The organism is Sphingomonas sp. GW821-FHT09B04 (assembly GCF_059418285.1).
Map to the genome: position 1 here is coordinate 636,059 of NZ_JBWKPO010000002.1, position 26,277 is coordinate 662,335.

19 protein-coding genes and 1 tRNA gene are annotated in these 26,277 nt (G+C 66.6%); 15 read left to right on the forward strand and 5 right to left on the reverse strand.

Annotated features, from left to right (window positions below; translation table 11 throughout):
* Window positions 1-107: 107 nt before the first annotated feature.
* Window positions 108-1,184 (forward strand): branched-chain amino acid aminotransferase, encoded by a 1,077-nt coding sequence (locus AC07NK_RS09160; RefSeq protein ID WP_495170360.1) that lies wholly within the window; start codon window positions 108-110, stop codon window positions 1,182-1,184.
* Window positions 1,185-1,236: 52 nt separating this feature from the next.
* Window positions 1,237-1,311, forward strand: a tRNA-Gln gene (locus tag AC07NK_RS09165).
* A gap of 16 nt (window positions 1,312-1,327) precedes the next feature.
* Here AC07NK_RS09165 and AC07NK_RS09170 read toward each other — a convergent pair.
* Window positions 1,328-3,856, reverse strand: coding sequence for an ABC transporter permease (locus AC07NK_RS09170; protein WP_495170257.1), 2,529 nt, complete (start codon window positions 3,854-3,856; stop codon window positions 1,328-1,330).
* Window positions 3,853-4,551 carry an ABC transporter ATP-binding protein gene (locus AC07NK_RS09175; protein ID WP_495170258.1) on the reverse strand — a complete coding sequence of 233 codons (699 nt, stop codon included), beginning with the start codon at window positions 4,549-4,551 and terminating at the stop codon, window positions 3,853-3,855. The genes AC07NK_RS09170 and AC07NK_RS09175 overlap by 4 nt, the downstream gene beginning before the upstream one ends.
* A 17-nt stretch (window positions 4,552-4,568) precedes the next feature.
* Between AC07NK_RS09175 and AC07NK_RS09180 the strand changes: the two genes are divergently transcribed.
* Window positions 4,569-5,279: an arylesterase gene (locus AC07NK_RS09180; RefSeq protein ID WP_495170259.1), complete on the forward strand. Its 711-nt coding sequence runs from the start codon at window positions 4,569-4,571 to the stop codon at window positions 5,277-5,279.
* A gap of 16 nt (window positions 5,280-5,295) precedes the next feature.
* On the opposite strand, the gene AC07NK_RS09185 is transcribed toward AC07NK_RS09180, so the two are convergent.
* The gene (locus tag AC07NK_RS09185; protein WP_495170260.1) at window positions 5,296-6,831 is read right to left on the reverse strand and encodes an MFS transporter; all 1,536 of its coding nucleotides are present in this window, start codon (window positions 6,829-6,831) and stop codon (window positions 5,296-5,298) included.
* A gap of 122 nt (window positions 6,832-6,953) precedes the next feature.
* On the opposite strand from AC07NK_RS09185, the gene AC07NK_RS09190 reads away from it, so the two are divergent.
* From AC07NK_RS09190 to AC07NK_RS09215, 6 genes are all read left to right on the forward strand, one after another.
* Window positions 6,954-7,832, forward strand: coding sequence for a LysR family transcriptional regulator (locus AC07NK_RS09190; protein WP_495170261.1), 879 nt, complete (start codon window positions 6,954-6,956; stop codon window positions 7,830-7,832).
* Window positions 7,833-7,956: 124 nt separating this feature from the next.
* The gene (locus AC07NK_RS09195) at window positions 7,957-10,680 is read left to right on the forward strand and encodes a TonB-dependent receptor plug domain-containing protein (RefSeq protein ID WP_495170262.1); all 2,724 of its coding nucleotides are present in this window, start codon (window positions 7,957-7,959) and stop codon (window positions 10,678-10,680) included.
* A gap of 20 nt (window positions 10,681-10,700) precedes the next feature.
* The gene (locus tag AC07NK_RS09200) at window positions 10,701-12,260 is read left to right on the forward strand and encodes a serine hydrolase domain-containing protein (RefSeq protein ID WP_495170263.1); all 1,560 of its coding nucleotides are present in this window, start codon (window positions 10,701-10,703) and stop codon (window positions 12,258-12,260) included.
* A gap of 95 nt (window positions 12,261-12,355) precedes the next feature.
* Window positions 12,356-12,943: an RNA polymerase sigma factor gene (locus AC07NK_RS09205; protein ID WP_495170264.1), complete on the forward strand. Its 588-nt coding sequence runs from the start codon at window positions 12,356-12,358 to the stop codon at window positions 12,941-12,943.
* Window positions 12,944-13,201: 258 nt separating this feature from the next.
* Complete coding sequence (locus AC07NK_RS09210; protein WP_495170265.1) at window positions 13,202-14,479, forward strand: M20/M25/M40 family metallo-hydrolase; 1,278 nt, start codon at window positions 13,202-13,204, stop codon at window positions 14,477-14,479.
* 8 nt (window positions 14,480-14,487) lie between these two features.
* Window positions 14,488-15,897 (forward strand): CapA family protein, encoded by a 1,410-nt coding sequence (locus tag AC07NK_RS09215; RefSeq protein ID WP_495170266.1) that lies wholly within the window; start codon window positions 14,488-14,490, stop codon window positions 15,895-15,897.
* Between the two features lie 13 nt (window positions 15,898-15,910).
* Here AC07NK_RS09215 and AC07NK_RS09220 read toward each other — a convergent pair whose 3' ends face one another.
* Window positions 15,911-16,804 (reverse strand): LysR family transcriptional regulator, encoded by an 894-nt coding sequence (locus AC07NK_RS09220; protein WP_495170267.1) that lies wholly within the window; start codon window positions 16,802-16,804, stop codon window positions 15,911-15,913.
* 114 nt (window positions 16,805-16,918) lie between these two features.
* Here AC07NK_RS09220 and AC07NK_RS09225 point away from each other — a divergent pair, with 114 nt between their 5' ends.
* Window positions 16,919-18,058: an NAD(P)/FAD-dependent oxidoreductase gene (locus tag AC07NK_RS09225; protein ID WP_495170268.1), complete on the forward strand. Its 1,140-nt coding sequence runs from the start codon at window positions 16,919-16,921 to the stop codon at window positions 18,056-18,058.
* Here AC07NK_RS09225 and AC07NK_RS09230 read toward each other — a convergent pair.
* A complete protein-coding gene (locus tag AC07NK_RS09230) occupies window positions 18,055-20,709 on the reverse strand; it encodes a DUF4118 domain-containing protein (RefSeq protein WP_495170269.1) in 2,655 nt (884 codons plus the stop codon). The two genes, AC07NK_RS09225 and AC07NK_RS09230, sit on opposite strands and share 4 nt — an antisense overlap.
* Window positions 20,710-20,945: 236 nt before the next feature.
* Between AC07NK_RS09230 and AC07NK_RS09235 the strand changes: the two genes are divergently transcribed.
* The 5 genes from AC07NK_RS09235 to AC07NK_RS09255 all read left to right on the forward strand — a co-directional run bounded on the left by AC07NK_RS09235 (window position 20,946) and on the right by AC07NK_RS09255 (window position 26,244).
* Window positions 20,946-21,035 carry a potassium-transporting ATPase subunit F gene (locus AC07NK_RS09235; RefSeq protein WP_495170270.1) on the forward strand — a complete coding sequence of 30 codons (90 nt, stop codon included), beginning with the start codon at window positions 20,946-20,948 and terminating at the stop codon, window positions 21,033-21,035.
* A 10-nt stretch (window positions 21,036-21,045) separates the two neighbouring features.
* Entirely contained in the window at window positions 21,046-22,749 is a 1,704-nt protein-coding gene (gene kdpA / locus AC07NK_RS09240) for a potassium-transporting ATPase subunit KdpA (RefSeq protein WP_495170271.1), read from the forward strand.
* Between the two features lie 166 nt (window positions 22,750-22,915).
* On the forward strand, window positions 22,916-24,943 hold the full coding sequence (gene kdpB, locus AC07NK_RS09245) for a potassium-transporting ATPase subunit KdpB (protein WP_495170272.1): 2,028 nt from the start codon (window positions 22,916-22,918) through the stop codon (window positions 24,941-24,943).
* An 11-nt stretch (window positions 24,944-24,954) separates the two neighbouring features.
* Window positions 24,955-25,539 (forward strand): potassium-transporting ATPase subunit KdpC, encoded by a 585-nt coding sequence (gene kdpC / locus AC07NK_RS09250; protein WP_495170273.1) that lies wholly within the window; start codon window positions 24,955-24,957, stop codon window positions 25,537-25,539.
* A gap of 9 nt (window positions 25,540-25,548) precedes the next feature.
* Entirely contained in the window at window positions 25,549-26,244 is a 696-nt protein-coding gene (locus tag AC07NK_RS09255) for a response regulator (protein WP_495170274.1), read from the forward strand.
* Window positions 26,245-26,277 lie beyond the last annotated feature (33 nt).

Sequence of the window (26,277 nt, forward strand, 5' to 3'; positions counted from 1 at the left end):
GACCTGTTTTGCCATCGGGCTTACGCCTGCGCAACCGGCATCTTGGATGCCATAGGCGTGATGGTGCTGACGCCTTGAACAGGAGAGAGAGTGAAGTGAGCAGCGCGATGTTCGAGTTCGAAGCCAACCCCAATCCGGTCGAAGCCAGCGAGCGCACGGCGCTTCTTGAGAATCCCGGGTTCGGCAAGCTGTTTACCGATCATATGGCGATGGTACGCTGGTCCGATGCCAAGGGCTGGCATGACGCGAAGATTACAGCGCGCGGACCGCTCAGCCTCGATCCCGCGACCGCGGTGCTTCATTACGCGCAGGAGATTTTCGAGGGGCTCAAGGCCTATCGCACCGGCGACGACGGCACCGCGCTGTTCCGCCCGCTGGAGAATGCCCGCCGCTTCCGCGAATCGGCGCAGCGTATGGCGATGCCCGAACTGCCCGACGACCTGTTCCTGGGATCGATCGAAGCGCTGGTGAATGCCGACCGCGAATGGATTCCGCAGATCGAGGGCGGGTCGCTGTACCTGCGCCCGTTCATGTTCGCGAGCGAAGTGTTCCTCGGCGTGAAGCCTGCGTCTGAATATCTCTATCTCGTCATCGCTTCTCCGGCGGGTGCCTATTTCAAGGGCGGCGCGCCGGCGGTGACCATCTGGGTTTCCGATCATTACACGCGTGCCGCTCCGGGCGGGACGGGTGCGGCCAAGTGCGGCGGCAACTATGCCTCGAGCCTGGTCGCGCAGGCCGAGGCGATTCGCGAGGGTTGCGATCAGGTGGTGTTCCTCGACGCGGTCGAGCGCCGCTGGGTCGAGGAACTGGGCGGCATGAACCTGTTCTTCGTGTTCGACGACGGCAGCATGGTGACCCCGCCGCTGGGCGGCACGATCCTACCCGGCATCACCCGCGAATCGATCCTGACGCTGGCGCGCGAGCAGGGCATTTCGGTGCGTGAGGAGCCCTATGCGATCGACCAGTGGAAGGCGGATGCGGAAAGCGGCAAGCTGGTCGAGACCTTTGCCTGCGGCACTGCCGCGGTGGTGACGTCGGTGGGCGAGGTGAAGAGCCGCGACGGCGAATTCACGATCGGCAGCGGCGGACCGGGGCAGGTGACCGAGGCGCTCAAGGCGCGGCTCACCGCAATCCAGCGCGGGCAGGCGCCCGATACGCATGGCTGGGTGCATCGTTTCGGTTGACCCCCTTTTCAAGCCGGAAGGCACGCTCTAAGGGCGTGCCTTCCGCGCATGCTGGGGCGTAGCCAAGCGGTAAGGCAACGGCTTTTGATGCCGTGTACCGAAGGTTCGAATCCTTCCGCCCCAGCCAGCCGCTCCCGCGGGATTTAAAGCCGCCGCAATGCCTGCGCCGGCCGCACCGACAGCACCGGCAGCGAGCCGAGCAATCCGATCCCGAGCGTGAGCAAAGCGCCGATCCCGAGCGTCGCCAGCACGATGCTCCAGTCGGGCGCCCAGCGGAACTCGAACACGCCGGTGATGACGTACCACGCTGCGAGCGTGCCCAGCCCCAGCGCCAGTGCGGCGAGCATCAGCGCGAGCAGCGCATATTCGAGCGCCTGTGCCGCCAGAATCTGCCGGCGGGTCGCGCCGAGCGTCTTGAGGATGACGCTGTCATAGGTCCGCGCCTGACGCGCCGCGGCGATCGCGCCGATCAGAACCGCGATCCCCGCGAGGATCGCGACCGATGCCGACAGCAGGATCGCGGTCGCCATCTGATCGAGGATCTCGCGCACCTGTCCGATGACCTCGCGCACCGCGATGATCGATGCGGAGGGGAAGGCGGCGAGCAGCGCGCGCGAGACGGCACCTTCATGCTTCGCGTCGATATCGACGGTCGAGGTCAGGCTGTGCGGCGCTGCGGCCAGCGTGTTGGGCGAGAAGACCAGCACATAGTTGAACCCCATCGTGTCCCAGTTGACCTGACGCAGCGAGGCGATGCGCGCTTCGATCTCGCGCCCGAGGATGCTGACCGTCATCGTGTCGCCGACCTGAAGATTCAGGATGCGTGCGGCCTCGCGATCGAGCGAGACCAAGGGCGGGCCGGCATAGTCCTTTGGCCACCATTGCCCCGCGACCAATTCGCTGCCCTGCGGCAGCGTGTCGGCATAGGTCACGCCGCGTTCGCCACGCAGGAACCATGCGCCTTCGGGCAGGGTCGCGAGATCGGCGACGCGCTGCTTGCCATAGGCCGTGATCGTGCCGCGCAGCGAGGGGACGATGTTGAGCTTCGCCTCGGGCGCCTCGCGTTTGACGAGTGCGGCGAAACGATCGCGCGACTCTGAGGGGATATCGAGCACGAACTGGCTCGGCGCACGTTCGGGGACGGCGCGGGTGATCTCTGCATCGAGGCTGGTCTGGATCGCGGCGAGGGTGACGAACAGCGTCAGCGCCAGACCCAGCGCAATCACCAGCGCGACCGTCTGCGCGCCGGGACGGTAGAGGTTGGCGATGGCGAGCCGCAGCAACGGGCGACGCGGCCGCGGGACGCGCGCGGCGAGCAAGCGGATCAGCGCACCGATGCCGAGCAGTACGAGCAGCACCGCGGCAACCGCGCCGAGCACTGCGGCGGCGAACATCGGCTCGCGCGCGGTGACAAGCGCGAGCGCGACGACCATTGCGCCTGCTGCTGCGACCAGAAAAACGCTGCGCCGGTCGATCCCGCGCGCGCCCTCGACTCCGCTGCGCAGCTGAGCGGCGGCGGGGTGGGTGCGTGCGCGTGCCAGCGGGGGCAGCGCGAAGGCGAGGGCGATCAGCACGCCGTAGACCGCGCTGGTGGCGAGCGGCAACGGGAACACCCCCATGCCGGGCGCGACCGGAAGCAGATCGCCGGCGAGGGCGACAAATGCGACCGGGAGCAGCGCACCGACCGCGAGGCCCGCGATCACCGCCATCGCGGTCGCCGCGCCGATCTGAAGCAGATAGATTCGGCTGATGTCGCCCGAGGTGGCGCCGAGGATCTTGAACGTCGCGATGCTGCCGCGCTTCTGCCCGAGATAGGAGGCGACGCCGTTGCTGACGCCGATCCCGGCGATCACCAGCGCTGCAAGCCCGATCAGCGAGAGGAACTGCCCCATCCGTTCGAAGAAGCGCACGGCGCCGGGGGCGGCTCGGTCGCGATCCTTATACTCCCAGCCCGCCGTCGGGAACCGCGCCTTGAGGCGGTCGACGGCTTCCTTGGGTGTTACGCCGGGGGAGAGGCGGATGCGATATTTGGTCTCGTAGAGCGCGCCCGGCTGGAGCAGCCCGGTGCGCGCCAGTCCGTCGAGCGAGACGATCGCGACCGGACCGAGCGTGAAGCCCTCACCAACGCGGTCGGGTTCGTCGGCGATGATCCCGGCGACGCGGAACTCCGCCTCGCCATAGCGGATACGGTCCCCGGGGGTGAGCAGCAGGCGCTCGGCGAGCGGTTTGCCGATCAGCACGGTATCGGGTGCGAGCGGGACGTAGCTTCCGCTGGCGAGCGTGAGGCTGCCATAGAGCGGGTAGCGCGTGTCGACGCCCTTGAGTTCGGTCAGCACCGCATCGGGCGCGCCGGTGGCAGGCGTTGCGCGGCGCGCCATGGCGCGGGTGCGGATCGTGTCGCCGACCGTTCCCAGCTCGGCCAGCGCCGCGCGTTCCGGCGCTGACGCCTGACGCTGGGTCATCGCCACCTCGACATCGCCGCCCAGCAGCACGCGCCCGCGCGACGACAATTCGGAGGTGATCGACGCGGTCAGGCTGCCGATCGTGGCGAGCGTGGCGACGCCGAGGAACAGGCAGACGAGGAGCAGCCGCAGCCCGCGAAACCCGGCATGAAGATCGCGCCGTGCGATCCCCCAGCTGGCGCGCCAGCCCAGCGCGTCCCCGGCGCTCAAGCGGCGCTGTCCGCGACGATCAGGCCGTCGCGCATCGTCAGCACGCGATCACAGCGTTCGGCGAGCGCGGGGTCGTGGGTGATGATCAGCAGCGTTGCACCCGCCGCGCGCTGGCGGTCAAAGAGCAGGTCGACGATCGCGCCGCTTGTGGTGCCGTCGAGATTCCCGGTCGGCTCGTCGGCGAACAGGATCTCAGGGCGCCCCGCCACGGCGCGGGCAATGGCGACGCGCTGCTGCTCGCCGCCCGAAAGCTGCACCGGATAATGGGTCAGCCGGTGGCCGAGCCCGACCGCCTCGAGTTCGGCTCCGGCGCGGGCGAAGGCGTCGGCGGCACCGGCAAGCTCGAGCGGGACGGCGACATTCTCATGCGCGGTCATCGTCGGGAGCAAGTGGAACGCCTGAAGCACGATGCCGACACGGCCGCGGCGCGCGCGCGCCAGCCCGTCTTCGTCGAGTGCGCTGTACGCGACCCCGGCCACGCTGACCTCGCCGCCGCTCGCGCGCTCAAGTCCCGACAGGATCGCCATCAGCGACGACTTGCCCGAACCTGAAGGGCCGAGGATCGCGACGCTGCTGCCGCGCGCGATGTCGACATCGATCCCCTTGAGAATCTCGGTCGGCGCCTCGCGCGAGCCGAGGGTGAGGGTGACATTGCGTGCGCGGATTGCGATATCCGCCGCCGGATCGATCAACATGCTTGGAGCAGACACCCTTGGCCAACAGACTTGCATCATATGCGGGCGCACTGCTGCTGCTCCAAGGGCTGGCGGCGTGTTCGGGCGAGAATAATTCCGCAAACCAAACGATCGCTGAGACGCCGGCGGCGCAGGCGAACGCTGCAGCCGCCGCTGAAGCCGCCGATGGCCGGCTGGTCGTGGCGTTCGGCGACAGCCTCTATGCGGGCTATGGCGTGCTGCCGCAGGAGAGTTTTCCTGCGCGGCTTCAGAAAGCGCTTGCCGCCCGCGGGGTCGCAGCAACGGTGCGCAACGCCGGTGTTTCGGGCGATACCAGTTCGGCAGGGCTGCGGCGGCTGGCGTTCACGCTCGACGGGCTGGACCGCAAGCCCGACCTCGTCATGGTCAACCTCGGCGGCAACGACATGCTGCGCGGGATCGACCCCAAGGAGACGCGCGCCAACCTCACCGCGATCTGCGAGGAACTGACGCGCCGGGGCATCCCTATCCTGCTCACCGGCATGGTCGCCGCGCCCAATATGGGCCGTGACTATGCCGATCGCTTCAACGCGATCTATCCTGAACTGGCGAAGCGCTATGATGCAAAACTCTATCCCTTCTTCCTCGACGGGGTGGTGACCGACCAGAAGCTGATGCTGCCCGATCGCATCCACCCCAATCCCGCCGGGGTAGACGCGATCGTCGCGAAGGTGACGCCGCTCGTAGCGGGAGTGCTCGACCCGGCGTGACTGCCGGCGGCGGCGATCAACCTGCCCGGCACGGCTTTGCGGCGCGTGCCATGCCGGGCCGGAACAGTGCGAAGCTTAACCCCGCCAGGATCCATGCCCCGATCCCGCCATAGAGCATGACGAGGCCGAAGCCGTCGCCGAGCGCGCTGCGGACCACCATGTCCGGCACATCGCCCAGGATCGCCCGGCCCGCCGCGAGCGCACCGGCATCGCCCGCGGCAATGCCTTCCGCCGTGGCGCGCAGCCGGTCGGCGTCGACGGGGCCGCCCGCCGCCCGCTGCAGTGCTGCCGCGATCCCCGTGACCAGAATCAGGCCCATCACGGCGATATTCACCGCGAGCGTGATGAGGCGTGCGCTCATATCGATGCCTGACGCCATGCCCGCGCGGCTCGGCGGAACCGATGCCGTGGTGGTGTTGGTCACCGGCGTGTTGGTGATGCCGAGCCCGATCCCCGCGAGCAACAGGCCGGGCAGCAACGTGAGCCAGCCGGGCTGCGCCGCATCGCTCCCGAGCTTCATCGCGACGAAACCGAGGCCGATGGAGAATAGTCCGAGCGGGATGACGGTGCCGGGCCCGTAGCGCAGCGACAGACGCTCCCCGAGCGGCGGGAAGATGAGTGCAGGCAGGGTGTAGGCGAGCAGGCACAGACCGGTGGTGAGCGGATCATAGCCCAGCCCGATCTGAAGATAGATCGGCAGATAGATCATGAACGGCCAGTAGCTGATGTTCATCGCCACACAGCCGAGGATCGCGCCGGAAAAGGCGCGGTTGCGGAACACGGTGAAGTCGAACATCGGATGCGCCTGCCGCCGTTCGACGAACAGGAAGGCGGCGAAGCAGGCGACGGTGGCCGCCGCGATCATTCCCGCAGCGCTCAGCCCGAGCGCCGGCCCTTGCGTGATGCAATAGACCAGCCCGAACACCGCCAGCGAAAGTGTGACGATTCCGGCGATATCGAGGCGCTTTGCGTCCGGATCGCGGGATTCTGCGACGGCGCCGATGGCGATCACCAGCGTCAGCACGGCGAGGGGGAGGTGGATGAGGAAGATCCATTTCCACCCCGCCAGCGCGATCACCGCACTCCCGACGAGCGGGCCGAAGCCAAGGCCGATACCCGACACGATTCCCCATGTTGCAAAGGCGCGGCTACGATCGCGCGCGTCCTGGAACTGGTGAGAGAGGATCGCGATCGAACAGATCAGCATCGCCCCGCCGGCAAGGCCCTGAAGGAACCGGCCGGCGATCAGGATATCCATGTTCGGCGCCAGCCCGCAGAGCGCGGAGGTGGCGCCGAACGCGACCACGCTGGCCACGAACACGCGCTTGCGCCCGAAGCGGTCGGCCAGCGTTCCGGTCGCCATCAGCACGGTGGTACAGGCGAGCGTGTAGGCGTTCATCACCCACTGCATGTCCTGAAAGTCGCCGTGCAGGACGCGTTCGAGCGTAGGGAGGATCACCGGCACGCTGGTGATCTCCAGCCCGAACATCAGTGCGCCGAGGCAGATGGCGAGCAGGGCCAGCTTGTTCTTGCTGGCGGCAGGTTCAGTCATGGGAGCGCCTTTCGAATGGCCGGGCAAGGCCACGGCAGGCGCGTTATCTGGAGGCACGGCGACGATAACGGAAATGATTATATTTTCTGGTATTCATGATTGATGTTAATTAATTGACGGGTATGGATATCGACCCTTCGCTGCTGCGCGCTTTTATGGCGGTGAGTGAGACCGGCGGCTTCACCAGCGCCGCGCGCCGGCTCAACCTGACCCAGCCCGCGGTAAGCCACCAGATCCGGCGGCTGGAGGAACAGATCGGCCGGCCGCTGATCCGCCGCACCACGCGCCGCCTGACCCTGACTGAGGATGGCGAGGATTTCCTGCAGCACGCCCGGCAGATCCTGGCGGGGCTGGACGCGCTGTCGCAGCGCTTCCGCCCCTCCTCGGTCGCGGGTGCGGTCCGCTTCGGTGCGCCCGAGGCGTTCATGGGCGAGCGGTTGCCGAAACTGCTCTGCCGCTTCTCCCGCGCATTCCCCGCGGTACGGCTCGACGTCCATGTCAGCACTTACCTCGATCTCACCACGATGATCGAGGCAGAGGAGCTCGACCTCGCCGTGGTGCTTTCCAGTGCGGGGGGCGAGAAGGGCGGGATCAGGTTGCGCCGGGCGGAGTTCGTCTGGGTCGCGGCCGACGACTTTGTGCATCAGCCGGGTGCGTCGCTGCCGCTCGCCTTCCACCCCCCTAATTGCATCAACCGGCTGGTCGGTGTCGCGGGGCTGGAGGCGACGCCGATCGACTGGCACATCGCCTTCACTTCGCCGAGCGAAACCGGCCTGCGCGCGGCGGTCCGCTCGGGACTCGCCGTCGCGGTGCTGATGCGCGGCGATGTCGAGCCGGGGATGCGCATCCTCGACGGCAACTATGGCCTGCCCGAACTGCCCAGCGCCGATTTCATGCTGATCCAGAGCCGCTGCGCCGCGTCGCCCGCCGCGCGCGCCTTTGGCCGGATGCTGGTGGAGATGGAGGCGCCCGCCGAGGCCGAGAGCTTCGCTCCCGCATGAGCTGAACGGCGGCGGATTGTTACCGGTGACAAAAAAGTTTCGGTCCGGACATTCGGAAAGCGGCAGGCGCGGCGTCTTTCTCTCAAGCGACGGGGCTTTCGATCCCGGCGCACAGGGAGATAACATGAAAACTCGGGGTCTTCGGGGTCTGTTGCTGCTCACCACGGCGGCAAGTGGTCTGGTCTTCAGCGCGGCGCCTTCATGGGCGCAGGCGAGCGACGAGGCGAGCGCACAAGCCGCACCTGCCGCGGAGGAGGATGCGTCGGAGCCGGGTGAACTCGTCATCACCGGATCGCGCATCGACCGCGCGGGCTTCGACGCGCCGACGCCGACCACGGTGCTGAGCGGCGAGTCGCTGCTGCAGGGCGACCGTCCGAGCATCGCGCAGGTGCTGAACGATCTTCCGCAGTTCCGCGCATCGACCACCCCGGTCACCAACTTCTCGGGCACCGCATCGGGCTCGTCGCCGGCCGACCTTCGCGGCCTTGGCTCGACCCGCACGCTGACCTTGCTCAACGGCCGCCGCTTCACCGGTGCGGGCGATCTCAACACCGTGCCGCAGGGGCTGATCAGCCGCGTCGAGGTCGTCACCGGCGGCGCGTCGGCGGCGTGGGGATCGGGCGCGGTCGGCGGCGTGGTCAACATCATGCTCAACGAGAAGCTCGAAGGGCTGACCATCGGTGCGCAGAGCGGCATCTCGTCGCGCGAGGACGCGTTCCGCTACGGCTTCGATGCAACCTTCGGGACGCGCTTCGCCGATGGCGCGGGTCACCTGATGATCGGTGTTCAGTATCTGAACGACGAAGGCGTGCGCGACCGCGATTCCCGCCCCAACCTTGGCAGCACGACGCTGTTCTCCAAGCCGGGCGGCGGTCGGGTGATCGCGCAGGACGTGAATTATTCCAACGCCAGCGTCGGCGGCCTGATCACGACCGGCGTGCTTGCCGGGCAGACGTTCGAGCGCGACGGCACGCTACGCCCGTTCCGCTTCGGCACTCCGAACGACGGATCCTCGATGGTCGGCGGCGAGGGCACCAGCCTGCGCGACGAGACCGCGCTGTCGGCGCCCTATCAGCGGTTGAACGGCTACGCTCGCGCCAGCTTCGAACTGGGTGACGCTAAGCTGTGGGTTGATGGCAGCTATTCGCGGATGTGGGCGGAATATCCCTTCTATGCCGAAAGCAATCGCGGGGGCAGCAATATCACCGTCTCGCGCGACAACCCCTTCCTGCCCAAGGCGGTGCGCGACCGGCTGATCGCGGCGAACCAGACCAGCTTCCGCATGGGCCGCGTGTTCGAGGATTATGGCTATCGCACGTTCGGCTATACGCGCGAGACCATCGATGCCGCGATCGGCATCGACGGATCGTTCGGCGGCGGCAAATGGCGGTACAGTGCCTATTACGGCCACGGCCAGCTGATCGACGATCGCGGCTATCTGAACCAGAAGGTCGACGCGAACTTCACGCGCGCGATCGATGTCGTCGCACATCCGGTGACCGGGGCACCCATCTGCCGCGTCGCGCTGACCGACCCGACCACCGCATGCCGTCCGCTCAATGTCTTCGGTGAGGGCAATGCCGATCCGGCGGCGGTCGCCTACGCCTTCTCGAACACGGCGCACGTCCGCAACACCACCAAGCTCGATACGGCGGCGGTCAGCCTGCGCGGCGATCCCTTCTCGCTGTGGGCCGGGCCGGTTTCGATCGCGATCGGTGCCGAAGCGCGCTGGGAATCGATCGAGTCCAGCGGACTCGATCCGATCTCCGCCGCGCGCGGCTTCACCACCTTCAACTTCTCCGAGCTAAACGGCGGTTTCAACGTCAAGGAGGGCTTTGCCGAAGTCGCGGTCCCGCTGCTCGATCAGGATTTCAGCAAGCTCGAGTTCAGCGCGGCCGGCCGGTACAGCCACTATAGCAACACCGGCAGCGTGAACTCGTGGAAGCTGGGCCTGACCAACCGCATCTACAGCGAGCTGCTGCTGCGCGTCTCGCGCTCGCGCGACATTCGTTCGGGCAGCCTCAGCGAATTGTTCACCAACCGCTCGACCACCCGGTCGACCGTCGCCGACGGGAGCAACGGAAGCTACGAGATCATCACCTATGGCGGTGGCAACCAGGCGCTGGATCCCGAGATCGGCGAGACGACCACGGTCGGCGCATCCTGGTCGCCGTCCTTCATTCCGGGCCTGAGCCTGTCGGTCGACTATTTTGATATCCGCATCAAGGGCGCCATCTCGACGCTGAGCGGCCAGGACATCATCACGCGCTGCGCCAACGGCAATACCGCGCTTTGCGGACAGATCGTTCGCGGCACCGACAACAAGATCAGCCACATCTTCGCGACCTTCGTCAATCTCGCCGAATACAAGACGCATGGGATCGATTTCGAGGCGTCGTATAATCTGCCGCTCAGCAAACTGTCGGCTTCGTGGCCGGGCACGCTCAAGTTCCGCGGCCTCGCGACCTATGTGCCGAGCCTGACTACCGACGACGGCGTCAGCAAGATCGAATATGCGGGCGAGGTTGGTGAGGCACTTCCGTTCGGCACGCCGAAGTGGCGCGCGAGCGGTAGCCTGACCTATCAGGATCAGACGCTGAGCATCGATGCGCGCGTGCGCCATGTCGCTGGCGGCATGTGGAACAGCGCGCTGAAGGATCTGGAGAACAACCGGATTTCGGCCCGCACCTATGTCGATCTCGGTGCACGGGTGACGATCGACAAGCTGACGCTGTCGCTCAACGTCAACAACCTGTTCGATGTCGATCCGCCGCTGACGACGACGGGTCAGATCCACTATGATCAGATCGGCCGCTACTTCTCGACCTCGGCCAAGATCCGGTTCTGACGCGCACAGGGGGAATTGCCATGAACTCACGTTACCCCGCCCTGAAAGCATCGATCCGCGGGGGCATAGCCCTCGCGACCGGCGTCGCGGTGCTGGCAGCCTTGCCCGCCACCGCCCAGTCCGCGACGCCGGTCACCGCCGCGCAGGTCGATCCGATCTTCGCGACGTTCAACTCGGACGCCGCGCCGGGCTGCGCCATCGCGGTGGACCGGGCCGGGCAGCGGGTGCTGAGCCGTGCATACGGAATGGCGGACCTTGAGCATGGCATCCATAATTCCGCGGACACGGTGTTCGAGGCGGGATCGGTATCGAAACAGTTCACCGCCGCGGCGGCGCTCGCGCTGATCGATGCCGGCAAGCTCAGGCTCGACACCGATGTGCGGACGATCATCCCTGAGCTGCCCGATTATGGCCAGGTCATCACCATCGACCAGCTGCTCAACCATACCAGCGGGCTGCGCGACTGGGGTGCGGTGCTCGCGCTCGCGGGCTGGCCGCGCACCACGCGTATCAACACCCAGAATGACTTCCTGATCATCGCCGCGAAGCAGAAGGCGCTCAACTACCAACCCGGCGCGGAATCGAGCTACACCAATACCGGGTATAATCTGCTGACCGAGATCGTCCGGCGGGTTAGCGGCAAGTCGCTCGCCGAATACAGCCGCGAGACGTTCTTCGTCCCGCTCGGCATGACGCACACCCAGTGGCGCGACAATTTTCGCAAGGTGGTGCCGGGCCGGGCGCAGGCCTATGACGCGAAAGACGGCCGCTATGAACAGGACATGCCGTTCGAGGACGCGTACGGCAATGGCGGCCTGCTCACGACGGTTGGCGATCTGCTGATCTGGAACCGCGCGCTCGACAGCGGCAAGCTCGGCAAGTTCGTGACCACCAAGCTGTCCGAACCCAGTACGCTGCGCGACGGGCGCAAGATCACCTATGGCCGCGGGCTATTCAACTACCGCTTCCACGGGGCGGAGGAGATTGCGCATTCGGGCGCGACCGCAGGCTATCGCGCATGGCTCGGCCGCTACCCGGCGCACGGGCTGTCGGTGGCGCTGCTGTGCAATGCCGCCAACGCCGATACCGGCATGGGGCGCAAGGTCGCGGCCTTGTTCCTGCCCGCCCCGCCCGACACGGAAATCGCCAAGCCGATGCCGGAGGGGCTGTTCGTCGATCAGGCGTCGGGCGCGCCACTGGATGTCGCGCGCTTCCGTGCGAACGACAGCCGGATCGTGTCGAAGGACCGGATCGAGCTGATCGGACGCGACGGCAATGTCGCGGTGTACCTGCGCACCGCTCCGGTCGCTGCGAGCGCGGTGAGGCTGGCCGACTATGCCGGCGCCTATTCGAGCGATGAGGTGGCTGCGGCCTATGTCATTGCGGCCGGCACCAATGGGCTGACCTGGGGTATTCGCGACCGTCCCGATTTCCAGCAGGCGCTCAAGCCGGTCTATCGCGATGCGTTTCAGGGGGACGGAAGCACCTTCCGGTTCCAGCGCGACAAAGCCGGCCGGGTCATCGCGCTGACCGTCAGCGTCGAGCGTGCACGCAACGTGCGATTCCCGCGGATTCCGTAGGGATAGGGGAGGGGGTAGCCACGTTATGCAAATTCCGAATACCCCTTTCGACATCGGCATTGGACGCTTCCCTGGTAACGGGGCAGCATTCAACTATGGAGTATGCGCAACAATCTTTCAAAGAACTGGAAGTGCGTCTGCGTCTATTCGTTTCGGCACGGGTCAGTAACCGGGGCGATGTCGATGATGTGGTTCAGGAATCGTTCCTGAAATTTCACTCGGCGTGTCGCGAGCAGATGATCGTCAATCCTTTGGGCTATCTGTGCCGTGTCGCGCTGAACGTGATCATCGATCAGGGAAGGCGGCGCACGCCGCTGACCAATTCAGTCGATATCGATGGTGTCGCGGAAAACTGTCTCGCGATGGAGGCGTCGCAGGAGCAGGGGCGTCGTTTGGCCGATCTGGAGCGCGCCTATCACGCCGCGCTGGCCGAGCTCTCACCCCGTTGTTCCGAAGTCTTCCAGCTTCGCCGGCATCAAAAGATGGCGACCCCCGAGGTTGCAGCGCGCTTGTCGATCACCACGCGGATGGTCCAGAAGCATATGGTCACCGCGATGGCGCATCTGCAGGATCGGCTACGCCCGTTCCTGTATGGCGATCACGTTGATGCGGCGTCCGATGATGGCGGTTTCAGTTCACCCGTCAGCCGCCAGATGACATCCAGCTCGCAAGCACATGCATAGGCTTCGCGGTCGTCGGTCAGGTCCGCAAGCGCGGCATCGGACAGCGGCGTGTCTGCCGTGATCCGTGCAACCAGTTCCTCAAAGCGTTCGGGATCGATCACGCGGTTCTGTCCTGGCCTGTGCCCCTCTGCATATGCTGCGCCCTTCACCGCGTCGATTCTGATTAGACGGATGCGCTCAGCGGTTGCGAACTCGCGCGGGAAATATTTTAGCCGGTACTCTAACACTGCGGCTACCGACTTCACGAAAGGCTCTATCATGACTTCTCTTGCAACCCTTGCATTCCTGCTTGCCGCCGGAACCGCATCCGCGGCGGACGTGCCGGGAGACAAGGCCGCGAAGGCGACGCTGTCGAGCGCATCTTACCGCGCCGCCGCCGCGCAGCTCGATCGCGAGCATGACCGGATCGTCGAGGAAATCGTCAAGCTGACCGAGATCCCCGCGCCGCCGTTCAAGGAAGCGAAGCGCGCCGCAGCCTATCGCGACATGCTGGCTGAAGCGGGTCTCACCGATGTCGAGATCGATGCCGAGGGTAATGCGATGGGCCTCCACCGCGGCACCGGCCCGGCAGGCGGCCCTGTCATCCTGCTCGCTGCGCATCTCGACACCGTGTTTCCGGAAGAGACCAATGTGAAGGTGCGTCGCGAGGGCACGCGCCTGCATGCCCCCGGCATCGGCGACGACACGCGCAGCCTCGCCGTCTTGCTCGCCTATGCGCGCGCGATGAAGACCAACGCCATCAAGACCAAATACGATATCCTGTTCGTCGGCAATGTCGGTGAGGAGGGGCCGGGCGACCTGCGCGGGGTCCGCTATCTGTTCACCAAGGGCAAGTACAAGGATCGCGTGCGCGCGTTCATCTCGATGGACGGCACCAATCCGCAGCGCATCGTCACCGGCGGCGTCGGGTCGAAGCGCTATCGCGTCACCTTCAAGGGGCCGGGCGGGCACAGCTATGGTGCGTTCGGGCTGGTCAATCCGATGGTCGCGGCGGGCCGCACGGTCACCGAATTCTACACGATCCCGGTGCCCAAGACGCCCAAGACCACCTATGCCGCCAGCGTCACCGGCGGCGGCACATCGGTCAATTCGATCCCGAACGAGATCTTCGTCGAGTTCGACATGCGCTCCGAGAATCCCGCCGAGCTCGCCAAGGTCGAGGCGCGGTTCAAGACGATCGTTCAGGCGAGCGTCGACGCCGAGAATGCCGCGCGCGACACGCGCGAAGGCAAGATCTCTGCCGACCTCAAGATGATCGGCGACCGGCCCGCGGGCAGCACGCCCGCGACCGCTGAGATCGTGCGGATCGCGAACGGCGTTATCACCGCGAAGGGCATGACCCCGAGCGCTTCCTATTCCTCGACCGATTCCAACCTGCCGATGAGCCTCGGCATCCCCGCGATCACGATCGGTTCGGGCGGGAAGGGCGATCGCGCGCATTCGCTCGACGAATGGATCGATGTCGAAAAGGGCGCGAGCGTTCAGGGCATGTCGGTCGGCCTTGGTATCCTCCTCGCGGCGGCTGGCGCCAAGTGAGCTCGGGCATGGTCCGCATCGCACTGCTGGCCGCTGTGGCCATGCTTCCGCTCACCGCGGCTCCGGCACAGGAGCCGCTGGTCACCACGCCGGTTCCGACGACCCCGATCGCGGACGAGTTCACGCTCGCCGCGGTCGGCGACCTCATCTATCTGCGGCCGATGCTGGCGACGCTGGAGGCGCGCAGCCCCGACATGGTGCGCCTGCTGCGCAGCGCGGACGTAACCTTCGGCAATTTTGAGATGACGGTGCTCGACCTTGCGACCACCAAGGGGGTTGCTCAGGCGGAATCGGGTGGGACGTGGATCCTCGCCGACCCGGGCGTTCCCGAAGACGTCGCCGGTCTCGGCTTCGATATCGTCAGCCATGCCAACAACCACTCGACCGACTGGGGCGTGGAGGGGATGGCGGAAACCGGGCGGCGCCTGACCGATGCGAAGCTGGTTTGGTCGGGTACCGGCCCGAGCATGACCGCCGCCCGCGCGCCGCGCTATCTCGATGCGCCCAAGGGACGCATCGCATTGGTCTCGGCGACCTCGACCTTCACCCCGATGTCGCGCGCAAGCGATGGCTATGGCGAGGTGGCCGGCCGCCCTGGCGCCAACACCTTGCGTACCGTTCGCACTGCGCTTGTCACCCCTGAGCAATTCGATGCGCTGACGGCCATTGCGGCCAAGTCGCCGCTGCGCACCGACGGGCGCAAGGGCGATGCGGTGACGCTGTTCGGCAACCGCTTCGCGCCGGGCGCGACCGGCGGCAGGCATCTCGACTATCGCTATTCGATGAACGCGGCTGACCTGACTGCGAACCTGCGCGCGATCCGTCAGGCGAAGCAGAACGGCAATTTCGTGATTTATTCGGTCCATAATCACGAGCCGGGCAATGATTTTCAGGAGCCCGCCGACTTCGCGATCGAGCTGGCGCGCAAGGCGATCGATGCGGGCGCCGACGCCTATATGGGCCATGGCCCGCATCAGCTGCGCGGGATCGAGATCTACAAGGGTAAGCCGATCTTCTACTCGCTCGGCAACTTCGCGATGATGAACAACTCGCTCGATGCGGTGGCGCCGGACATGTACGACCAGTTCGGGGTCGATCCGCAAAGCGCGACCGTTCCCGAACTGCTTCAGGCGCGCAACACACGCACTTTCTCCGACCCCAACCTGTATGAATCGGTGATCGCGATCTCGCGCTATGCCTCGGGCGGGCAGCTGGCCGAGATCAAGCTCTACCCGATCGATCTGGGGGTGGAGATCAAGGGCGCGGATCGCGGGGTGCCGCGCATGGCGTCGCGCGCGCATGGCGACAAGATTCTCGAACGGCTGCGTAAATTGTCGGCGCCCCTCGGCACGACGATCCGGATCGAGAATGGCGTGGGCGTGATCCGTCTCACCGCGCCGGGCGGCAGGGCAGAGTAGCGTAACTGCGGCGTTACCTGCCGCCCATCGCGGGCAGCGCGCTTGCCGCCTTCCACACCTGGTCGACCGATTGCCGCGTGCGATCGGCCGACCGGTACATACGGATCTCCATCCGCACATCGGCGCCCAGATCGCAAAGATAGCCGCTCGCCAGTTCTCGCCGGATCAGGCTCTCGGGCAGCCAGGCGATGCCGTGCCCGGCCAGCACCATCGCCTTCAGGATCTCGGCCACAGCGTTGTCGTTGACATGACTGGTCAGCAACTGGACGCCAAAGACCCGCGCGGCGTGATTGCTCAGCCGGCCGAGGAACGAGTTGGGGCCATAGGCCAGCAGCGACGCTTCGCCGTCCAGTGCGAACATCGGTTTGCCATCCTCGCAGCGCGATGCCGCGAGCAGCCGGTCTTCGCCCAGCACGATGAATGGAAACCGTTCGGGATCGAGCGACATCGGCACCGCGTCGTGATGGAAGGTGAGCAGGAAATCGCTCTCCCCCTCGACCAGCGACTGGATGCAATTGTGCGAATTGTCGGCGAGGACATCGGTCTTGAGCGGCCCCAATGTCCGCTCGATATCCTTGAGCCATTCGGGAAACACGCTCAGCGCCAGCGTGTGTAGCGCGGCGAAGCTGACGGTCTTGCGCGACAACAGGCGCCGCGCCTGCATATCGCTCCGCGCGTCCTGCAGCATGTTCAGCACCTCGTCCGCGGTCTCGCGGAACAGCCGGCCCTCATCGGTGAGCGAGGTGGGAAAGGTGCTGCGGTCGATCAGCGACGCGCCCAGCCACAGCTCAAGCGCCTGAATGCGCCGGCTGAACGCGGACTGGGTGACGTTGCGCGCGGCCGCGGATCGCGAAAAGCTGCGCGTCTCGCAGAGGCTGACAAAATCCTCGAGATGCTTCAGATCCATCGATTATCCCCGGCGCTTCGCTGTTTGCAGGGTTCGCTTAACGTCAAACCGCGCGTCTTAGAATGCGAATGCTAACCCGTGCCGCGAATGGCATCGCCGGAGAGAAGTTTCCAAATGCGCAAACGTGTCGAAGTCCTTGTGATCGGCGGTGGAATCGCGGGCATCTCCGCAGCGGCCCGAATTGCGCAACATGCCGAAACGGTGGTGCTCGAGCGCGAATCCGCGCTCGGCTATCATTCGTCCGGGCGCAGCGCGACCTTCTATCATTTCGGGATCGGCAACGATGCCGTGCGCGGGATGACCGCGGCGAGCAGCGACTTCTTCGCGGCGCCGCCCGCCGACTATCATGATGGTCCACTCTGGACCGCCAAGCCCGCGCTGTTCATTGCGGACCGGCAATCCATGCCCGAGCTCGAAGCGCTGCATGTCGAGATGGACCGGTTCACCACCACCATATCGCGCGTGGGGCCGGCGGAGATGTTGGATATCGTCCCGGTCCTGAAGACCGGGGAGGAGGGTATCGTCGCCGGCCTGCTCGATACCGGCGGGCGCAAGCTCGATGCCGACGCGCTGCTTCAGGCCAATGCCCGCGCGTTCCGCCGTGCGGGTGGTGAAGTGGTCTTCGATGCGCCGGTCACATCCATTACGCGGACAGGCGATGGCTGGGAGGTCGAGACGCCGGTCGGTTCCTATGCCGCGCGCATCCTGGTCAACGCCGCCGGAGCATGGGCAGATGCGGTCGCGGGCATGGCCGGGGTCCGCCCGCTGGGCCTGCAGCCGCTGCGCCGCACGATCATCGGGTTCGCGCCGCCACCCGAGCTCGACGTCTCGGGCTGGCCGTTCCTCAAGACCGTGGCCGATGAGGGCTTCTACATGCTGCCCGACGCCGGGCTGTTGCTGGCCTCGCCGATGGATGTGACTCCGGTCGAGCCGTGCGACGTCCAGCCCGAGGACTATGAGATCGCGCTGGCGGCGTGGCGGGTCGAGGAGGCGACGACGCTCAATGTCGGCCGGGTCAGCACGCGCTGGGCGGGCCTGCGCAGCTTCGTCGCGGACAAGGTGCCGACCGCAGGCTTCGCACCGGACGCGGACGGCTTCTTCTGGCTGGCGGGGCAGGGCGGCTACGGCCTCCAGACCGCCCCGGCGATGGCGATGGCGACCGAGGCGTTGATGTTCGACCTGCCATGGCCCGAAGCGCTTCGCGCGCAGGGCGTCGCGCCAGAGCATATCCGGCCCGAACGGCTGTTCGGCTAGTCCTCCACGGGCTGGGTTGCTGAATGAACCAGCCGGTTGGGGAAGGCGAGGGTGAAGACCGCGCCGCTGTCCGCGCCGTTGTTCGCGTTCACGCTGATCTCCATCGCGTCGGCAAAGCCCTTGACGATGGCGAGACCCAGCCCGCTGCCGCCCTGACGGTCGCTGCCACGCCCCTGCGCGAAGGTCTCGAAGATGCGCGCCTCCATCCCCGGTTCCAGCCCCGGCCCCTGATCGCGGATCGCGAGCAGCACCGCGTCTGGGGTGCGTGATCCCTCGATCGTGATCCGCCCGGTCTCGCCACCATGCTGCGCAGCATTGGCGAGCAGGTTGATGAGGATATGGTGCAGCAACGTCGGGTCGGCGGTGACGAAGGGAAGGTTCGCGGGAACCTTCAAGTCGATATGACGGCCGCGGAACAAGTCCTTGAGATCATGGACCGCACTGCCGACCGCATCGGTCAGGTCGATCGGCTCGGGCGCAAGCTTGAGCGCGCCGGAATCGATGCGGACCATATCGAGCAGATTGTCGAGGAAGCGTCGCAACCGCGCGACCTCCATTCGCGCGACCGGGAGCGCGGGGGAGTCCGGCTGCTCCACGCCCAGCCCTTCGATCGCGGTCGCGACCGATGTCAGCGGGGTCCGCAGATCGTGTCCGATCGACGAGAGCAAAGCCGCGCGCAGCCGGTCGCGTTCCTTGAGCACCGACACCTCGCGGACCTCGCTCTCCAGCTTCAGCCGCTCATGCGCCAGCGCCGCCTGACCGAGCAGGGTCGAGAGCAGCACCGCGCGATCCGCGGTCACCGGCTCGCGTCCGTCGTCGCGTGACAGGCCGACGACGGCGAGCACGCCGAGCGCGGTCCGCAGCGGATGGAATTGCCAGTCGGCGGCATTGAGCGTCGAGGTGCCCGAGCCCGCGGGTTCGCCGCGCTTCATCGTCCACTCCGCCGCCGCCTGATCGACCGGACCGAGCGGACTAGTATCCGGTGAGGCGCCCGCGCGCACCAGCTCACTGCCCTTCTCGCGCAACAGGATGACGTTGACCTCGAGCAGCCGCGCCATCTCCTCGCACACCAGCTGGCTGGTCGTCTGCCAGTCCGACACGCGCGCGAGCGTCTGCCCGAAGGCGGCGACCGCGGCATTTTCCTGAGCGCTGCGGGCGCCGAGCGTGGCGCGCGCCTTCAATCGCCCGGCAAGGTTCGCGGTGAAGGCGGCGATGCCGATCAGCACGAACATCGTCAGCAGGCTCTGCGGATCGGTGATCGTGAAGCTGTGCACCGGCGGCAGGAAGAAGAAATTATACGCCAGCGCCGATGCGATGCCGGTGAGCAGGCCCGGACGCAGGCCATAGCGGCCCGAGGCGAGGATGACGGGCAGCAGATAGATCAGGTCGACGCCACCGCGCCCGATCAGCGGCTCGACCAGCTTGCCGAGCAGCGTCGCCCCGCCGACGAGCGCAGCGATCGCGGTATAGATGGCCGGGCTGCCCCAGCGGCCGGGCAGGCGCGGCGCGCGCGACGAGCTTTCTCCCGACATCACCGCCGGGATGACATGCACCGCGAGCCCGTCGCTGGTGCGCAGCATCGTGTTGACCACCGATCCGTGACGCAGCTCGAACCACCAGCTGCGCACCGATTTGCCGATCACCAGCTGGGTCGCGCGGGTCATCCGGACATGCTCGGTCAGCCCGTCGATCACCGTTTCGGCGGGAACGGTCGCGATCGTCGCGCCGAGGCTCGCAGCGAGGCGAAGTGTATCGGCGATGCGTCGCTTCTGCGCCTCGTCGAACCCTTCCGCGCGGGCGGTGCGGATATAGACCGCCTGCCAGGGTGCACGCAGCGCATCGGCGAGCCGCTTGGCCGCGCGGACCAAAGTGTCCGACCCGCTCAGCTCGCTCACCGCGACCAGCACCCGCTCGCCGCCCGCAAAGGTGCCGGGCACCGCGCCCGCGTCGAGCTCGTCGAGTAAGGCGCGGTCGACGCTCAGCGCCGCGCGGCGCAGCGCCATCTCGCGCAACGCCGACAAATTCGCCTTGGAAAAGAAATGGCCGAGCGCGCGCGTCGCCTCGTCCGGGATATAGACCTTGCCGTCCTTCAGCCGCTCGATCAGCTCGTCGGGCGGAAGGTCGACCACCTCGATCTCGGCGCCTTCGAACACGCTGTCGGGCACCGTCTCGCGCACCCGCACGCGAGTGAAGCTCGCGACGACATCGTTGAGGCTCTCGACATGCTGGACGTTGAGCGTGGTGTAGACGTCGATCCCGGCGTCGAGCAGCTCCTGCACGTCCTGCCAGCGTTTGGGGTGGCGGCTGCCCTCGACATTGGTGTGCGCGAACTCGTCGACCAGCGCGAGGGTGGGGCGTCGCGTCAGGACTGCATCGAGGTCCATCTCGGGCAGGGTATGGCCCTGATAGGCGATCGTCCGGCGCGCAATCACCTCGAACGGCTCAACCAGCGCGGCGGTTTCGGCACGGCCGTGCGTCTCGACCACCGCGACGACCACATCGGTGCCGGCCTTCAAACGCTCGGCGCCCTCGCGCAGCATTTCGAACGTCTTGCCGACGCCGGGCGCGGCGCCGAGGAAGATCTTGAGCTTGCCGCGTTCCTCGCGCTTGGCGGCGCGGAGCAGGGCTTCGGGCGAGGGGCGGGATTCCATCAGGGGATAATTACGCGCGCCCAGCGGTGAATGCCACCAGTGGCGGGCGATCCATATGCTTTCTTAATGCCCACGTGCGGCTTTCACCGTCGCACCTTAACGGCCGACACGCCTAATTGAGCCTCCGAAACCATTCGGAGTCTGCCCCATGCAGGACGTGATCTGGCTCGCCGCGCTCGGCGGGCTCTTCCTCGTGACACTCGCCTATCTCCGCCTCTGTGACGAGGCCTGATGCGATGAGCCTTCACCTGACGCTCGCCGGGCTCACCGCGCTCGGCCTCCTCCTTTACCTCCTGGCCGTGCTCGTGCGGCCCGAGAAGTTCTGAAAGAACCGCCATGACCATTCAGGGTTGGGGGCTGATCCTCGTCTTCACTGCCATCCTCGTCGCGCTCGCAAAGCCGGTGGGGATATGGCTGTTCGCACTCTATGAAGGCCGCCGCACGCCGCTCCACGTCGTGCTAGGGCCGGTCGAACGCGGTTTCTACAAGCTCGGCGGGATCGATCCCGCGGCCGAGCAGGGCTGGCGCCGCTACGCCGTCCATATGCTGATGTTCCAGATCGCGACCGCGCTGTTCACCTACGCGATCCTGCGTCTGCAGGGCGTGCTGCCGATGAACCCGCGCGAGCTGGCCGGAATTGGCGCGGACGGGGCGTTCAACACCACGATCAGCTTCGTCGCGAACACCAACTGGCAATGGTATTCGGGTGAGGTCGCGATGAGCAACCTCAGCCAGATGCTCGGGCTGGCGATCCACAATTTCCTCTCGGCCGCCACGGGTATCGCCATCGCCTTCGCGATCTTCCGTGGCTTCGCGCGGCGGGAGAGCGGCACGGTCGGCAATTTCTGGGCCGATCTCACCCGCGTCACCCTCTACCTGCTGCTCCCGATCTGCATCGTCTACGCGACCTTCCTGATCGCCAGCGGCGTGCCGCAGACCTTCGCCGCCATGATCGACGCGACCACGCTTGAGGGCGCGAAACAGTCGATCGCGCTCGGCCCGGTCGCTTCGCAGGAAGCGATCAAGATGCTCGGCACCAATGGTGGTGGCTTCTTCAACGCCAACTCGGCGCACCCGTTCGAAAACCCGACCGCGCTCACCAACCTTGTCCAGATGCTTTCGATCTTCGTGATCGGCGCGGGCCTCACCTGGACCTTCGGCAAGGCCGTGGGCAACCCGCGTCAGGGCTGGGCGATCCTGTCGGCAATGCTGGTGCTGTTCCTCGTCGGCGTCGGCGTCACCTATTGGGCCGAAGCCGCGGGCAACCCGAACCTGCATGCGCTGGGCGCCATGGGCGGCAATATGGAGGGCAAGGAAGTCCGCTTCGGCATCGCCGCCAGCGCGCTCTTCTCGGTCGTCACCACCGCCGCATCGTGCGGCGCGGTCAACGCGATGCACGACAGCTTCACCGCGCTCGGCGGGATGATCCCGCTGTTCAACATGCAGCTGGGTGAAATCGTGATCGGCGGCGTCGGCGCGGGCATCTACGGCTTCCTGCTGTTCGCCATCCTCGCGGTGTTCGTCGCGGGTCTGATGGTCGGCCGCACACCTGAATATGTCGGCAAGAAGATCGAGGCGCGCGAGGTCAAGCTCGCGGTGCTGGCGATCGCCATCGTCCCGCTCTGCGTGCTCGGCTTCACCGCGCTGTCCGCCGTCCTTCCGGCGGGCCTCGCCGGACCGCTCAACAAGGGGCCGCATGGGTTCACCGAGATCCTCTATGCCTTTAGCTCGGCGACCGGGAATAACGGTTCGGCCTTTGCCGGCCTTACCGCGGGCACGCCCTTCTACAACGGCCTGCTCGGCGTCGCGATGTGGCTTGGGCGGTTCTTCATGATCGTGCCGGTGCTGGCCATCGCGGGCAGCCTTGCCGCGAAGAAGTACACGCCGGCGACTGCGGGGTCGTTCCCGACCACGGGGCCGCTGTGGGTGGGCCTGCTCGTCGGGATCATCCTGATCGTCGGCGGCCTGACCTTCCTTCCTAGCCTCGCGCTCGGCCCGATCGCGGATCACCTCGCGATGATCAACGGACAGCTGTTCTGATGCGTCCGCCCGGCTCGTCACCCCCGTCGTCACCCCGGCCTTGTGCCGGGGTCCACCCCTCCACCAGCCATGGCCGGCAAGGGCGCACGCGCACCGCGCCACCCGCTCTCGCTGCACCGTGGACCCCTGCACGGGGTGACGGAAACGCTTTCAATTGAGGTCCATCATGACCACCAAGACCATGTTCTCGGGCGAGCTGATCCTTCCGGCGATCGGCGACGCCTTCAAGAAACTGAACCCGCGGGATCTGATCAAGAACCCCGTGCTGTTCACCACTGCGGTGGTAGCGCTGCTGTTGACCGTGTTGCTGGCGTTGGGCGGGGAGCGGCTCTCGATCCCCTTTCAGGTGCAGCTGATCGTGTGGCTGTGGCTGACCGTGTTGTTCGGCACCTTTGCCGAGGCGCTGGCCGAAGGCCGGGGCCGAGCGCAGGCCGCCTCGCTCCGTGCCACCAAGTCCGAACTTCAGGCCAAGCGCCTGATCGGCACGGGCGAGGTGTGGGAACTGGTCGGCGCCGCCCGGCTCGCACGCGGTGAAATCGTGCTGGTCGAGACTGGCGACCTGATCCCCGCCGACGGTGAGGTGATCGAGGGCGTCGCCAGCGTCAACGAAGCGGCGATCACCGGCGAAAGCGCACCGGTAATCCGCGAAGCGGGCGGCGATCGCTCGGCGGTGACCGCGGGCACGCGCGTCATCTCTGACCGGATCAAGATACGCGTGACGCAGGAACCCGGGCAGGGCTTTCTCGACCGCATGATCGCGCTGGTCGAAGGCGCCGAGCGCCAGAAGACCCCGAACGAGATCGCACTGACGATCCTGCTCGTCGGCCTGACGATCATCTTCCTGATCGCGGTCGCGACGATCCCGGGCTTCGCCAGCTATGCGGGCGGAAGCATTCCGGTCGCGATCCTCGCGGCTTTGCTCATCACGCTGATCCCGACCACCATCGCGGCTTTGCTGTCGGCAATCGGCATCGCGGGCATGGACCGGCTGGTGCGTTTCAACGTGCTCGCCAAGTCGGGCCGCGCGGTCGAGGCGGCGGGCGATGTCGACGTGTTGCTGCTCGACAAGACCGGCACGATCACCATCGGCGACCGTCAGGCGAGCGAATTCCGTCACCTCGCCAGCGTTCAGATCGACGATCTCGCTCGCGCTGCCCTGCTTGCCAGCCTTGCCGACGAGACGCCCGAGGGCCGCTCGATCGTGACGCTGGCGCGCGAGAAGTTCGGCATCTCGGTGCCGAGCCTGCCTGCCGGTGCCGAAGTGATCCCCTTCACCGCGCAGACCCGCATCTCGGGCGTGAAGGTCGAGGGAACGCTGATCCAGAAGGGCGCGGTGGATTCGGTGCTGCGCGCCAATCCCGGTCTCGGCGATACGCCTGCGGCTGCCGAATTGCGCAAGCTCACCGACGAGATTGCCCGCGCCGGGATGACCCCGCTCGCGGTGGCCAAGGACGGCAAGCTGTTGGGTGCGGTCGCGCTCAAGGACGTGGTCAAGGCAGGAGTACGCGAACGCTTCGCCGAGCTGCGCCGCATGGGCATCCGCACGGTGATGATCACCGGCGACAACCCGCTCACCGCTGCGGCGATCGCGGCCGAGGCCGGCGTGGACGACTTCCTCGCCGAGGCGACGCCCGAGGACAAGCTCGCGCTGATCCGCAAGGAACAGGCCGGCGGCAAGTTGGTGGCGATGTGCGGCGACGGCACCAACGACGCGCCCGCGCTTGCGCAGAGCGATGTCGGCGTGGCGATGAACACCGGCACCCAGGCGGCGCGCGAGGCCGGCAACATGGTCGATCTCGACAGCGATCCGACCAAGCTGATCGAGATCGTCGGGCTCGGCAAGCAGCTGCTGATGACGCGTGGTGCGCTGACGACCTTCTCGGTCGCCAACGACGTCGCGAAATATTTCGCGATCATCCCGGCGATGTTCGTCACCCTCTATCCGGGGCTGGGCGTGCTCAATGTGATGGGGCTGAATTCGCCCGAGAGCGCGATCCTGTCGGCGATCATCTTCAACGCGCTGATCATCCCGTGCCTCGTGCCGCTGGCGCTGCGGGGCGTGACCTACACGCCGATGGGGGCGGGGCCGCTGCTCGCGCGCAACCTCTCCATCTACGGCCTTGGCGGCCTGATCGCGCCGTTCATCGGCATCAAGCTGATCGACCTCGCCATCACAGCTCTCAACCTCGCCTGAGGACAACAGAAATGCTCACCGACCTCAAATCCGCCCTGCGCCCCGCGATCGTGCTGACGTTGCTATTCGGTGCGCTACTCGGTCTCGCTTACCCAGCTTTACTCACCGGCATCGGCCAGATGGCTTTCCCGCATCAGGCCAATGGCAGCCTGATCCGCGACGGGGATCGCGTGATCGGCTCCGAGCTGATTGGGCAGAAGTTCGCTGGCGCGGGCTATTTCCATGGCCGCCCCTCCGCGGCGGGCAGCGATGGCTATGACGCCGCCGCCTCCGCCGGCTCCAACCTAGGCCCGACATCGCAAGCGCTGATCGATCGCGTGAAGACCGATGCCGACGCCCTCCGCAATGCACCAGCCGCTTCGGTCCCAACCGATCTGGTGACAACCTCCGCCTCGGGGCTTGACCCCCATGTGAGCCCCGAGGCGGCTTTTTTCCAGGTCGACCGCGTCGCGAAGGCGCGCGGGATCGCGCCGGAAAAACTGCGGGCGCTGGTTGAGCAGCATAGCGAAGGGGCATTGCTCGGCTTCCTCGGCGAGCCGCGGGTGAACGTCCTCGCGCTCAACCGCGCGCTCGACCAGATGAAGGCCGGGCGCTAAGCCTCGGGGATGGCGTTGCCCACCAAGGTTCTGATCGTCGAGGACGATGTTCATATCCGCCGCCTGCTCCGCGCTGCCCTTCAGCGCGCGGGGCATGTGGTGGTCGAAGCAGCGACCGCCCGAGAAGGGCTGTCGCTGCTCGACATCGACAAGCCCGATGCGGTGCTGCTCGACCTCGGCCTGCCCGACCGCGACGGGCTGGAACTGATCCAGCCGATCAAGGCGCGCTCGACCGCGACGCTGCTCGTCGTCTCCGCGCGCGAGGATGTAGCGGAGAAGGTAGCTGCGCTCGACCTCGGCGCCGACGACTATCTCACCAAGCCCTTCGATACTGACGAACTGCTCGCCCGCATCCGCACCGCGCTCCGTCACCGGCTCGCGAGCGATGCCGAGCAGGCGACGGTGTCGCTGGGCGAGGTCGAGATCGACCTCACCCATCGCCGCGTGAAGCGCACTGGCGAGGAAGTCCATCTCTCGCCCAAGGAATATGAGGTGCTCGCCGAACTGGCCAAGCGGCCCGATCGCGTGATCAGCCACGCCCAGCTGTTGCGCACTGTCTGGGGCCCGGCCCATGCGTTGCGGGTGGACTATCTGCGCATCGTCGTCCGCAACCTCCGCCAGAAGCTTGAGGCCGACGCCAGCCGCCCCGCACTGATCCGCAACGAACCCGGTGTCGGCTACCGGCTGGTCGCTCCGCAGACCTGACGATCGCCCCGGACGCTTGCAAGTTCCACGCGA

Coding starts and splice junctions, on each gene's coding strand:
- AC07NK_RS09160 (WP_495170360.1), top strand. CDS start 108: ATGTTCGAGTTCGAAGCCAACCCCAATCCGGTCGAAGCCAGCGAGCGC.
- AC07NK_RS09175 (WP_495170258.1), bottom strand. CDS start 4,551: ATGTTGATCGATCCGGCGGCGGATATCGCAATCCGCGCACGCAATGTC.
- AC07NK_RS09185 (WP_495170260.1), bottom strand. CDS start 6,831: ATGACTGAACCTGCCGCCAGCAAGAACAAGCTGGCCCTGCTCGCCATC.
- AC07NK_RS09190 (WP_495170261.1), top strand. CDS start 6,954: ATGGATATCGACCCTTCGCTGCTGCGCGCTTTTATGGCGGTGAGTGAG.
- AC07NK_RS09195 (WP_495170262.1), top strand. CDS start 7,957: ATGAAAACTCGGGGTCTTCGGGGTCTGTTGCTGCTCACCACGGCGGCA.
- AC07NK_RS09200 (WP_495170263.1), top strand. CDS start 10,701: ATGAACTCACGTTACCCCGCCCTGAAAGCATCGATCCGCGGGGGCATA.
- AC07NK_RS09205 (WP_495170264.1), top strand. CDS start 12,356: ATGGAGTATGCGCAACAATCTTTCAAAGAACTGGAAGTGCGTCTGCGT.
- AC07NK_RS09210 (WP_495170265.1), top strand. CDS start 13,202: ATGACTTCTCTTGCAACCCTTGCATTCCTGCTTGCCGCCGGAACCGCA.
- AC07NK_RS09215 (WP_495170266.1), top strand. CDS start 14,488: ATGGTCCGCATCGCACTGCTGGCCGCTGTGGCCATGCTTCCGCTCACC.
- AC07NK_RS09220 (WP_495170267.1), bottom strand. CDS start 16,804: ATGGATCTGAAGCATCTCGAGGATTTTGTCAGCCTCTGCGAGACGCGC.
- AC07NK_RS09225 (WP_495170268.1), top strand. CDS start 16,919: ATGCGCAAACGTGTCGAAGTCCTTGTGATCGGCGGTGGAATCGCGGGC.
- AC07NK_RS09230 (WP_495170269.1), bottom strand. CDS start 20,709: ATGGAATCCCGCCCCTCGCCCGAAGCCCTGCTCCGCGCCGCCAAGCGC.
- AC07NK_RS09235 (WP_495170270.1), top strand. CDS start 20,946: ATGAGCCTTCACCTGACGCTCGCCGGGCTCACCGCGCTCGGCCTCCTC.
- kdpA (WP_495170271.1), top strand. CDS start 21,046: ATGACCATTCAGGGTTGGGGGCTGATCCTCGTCTTCACTGCCATCCTC.
- kdpB (WP_495170272.1), top strand. CDS start 22,916: ATGACCACCAAGACCATGTTCTCGGGCGAGCTGATCCTTCCGGCGATC.
- kdpC (WP_495170273.1), top strand. CDS start 24,955: ATGCTCACCGACCTCAAATCCGCCCTGCGCCCCGCGATCGTGCTGACG.
- AC07NK_RS09255 (WP_495170274.1), top strand. CDS start 25,549: ATGGCGTTGCCCACCAAGGTTCTGATCGTCGAGGACGATGTTCATATC.